Source organism: Streptomyces recifensis (genome assembly GCF_002154615.1).
Taxonomy (GTDB): domain Bacteria; phylum Actinomycetota; class Actinomycetes; order Streptomycetales; family Streptomycetaceae; genus Streptomyces; species Streptomyces griseoluteus.
The window spans coordinates 1-322 of sequence record NZ_MUNH01000393.1 but is presented as its reverse complement, the minus strand read 5'-3'; the positions used below and the strand labels follow the sequence as shown (position 1 = coordinate 322).

Sequence of the window (322 nt, the reverse complement as noted above, 5' to 3'; positions counted from 1 at the left end):
GTCCAGCAGCCGGGAGCCGAGGCCCGCGCCCCGGTACCGGGCGTCCACCCACAGATACGTGACGTGCAGCCAGCCCGCCCAGGTGTGCCCGACCAGCCCCCCGGCGAGTCCGCCCGCCTCGTCCAGCACCCACACGTGCAGCGGGGTGTGCCGGTCGCCCGGCGAGCCGCGCAGCGCGGCCAGCACCGGGGAGGCCGCCGTGTTGGTGTCCCGCAGCCGGGCGCGCAGCAGATCCCGTCGGTCCTTGTCCACTTCCGTCTCGATCCGAAACATGCGGCACACCATAAACGCGACGGCCGGTCAGTTCCGTCAATCGGCTCCC

General features: G+C 73.3%; 1 protein-coding gene. It reads right to left on the bottom strand.

The features are described 5' to 3' along the window. Window positions 1–273, bottom strand: a 273-nt coding sequence (locus CCN33_RS20475; protein WP_140394605.1) for a GNAT family N-acetyltransferase, incomplete at its 3' end; no start/stop codon positions are given. Between the last annotated feature and the right edge of the window lie 49 nt (window positions 274–322).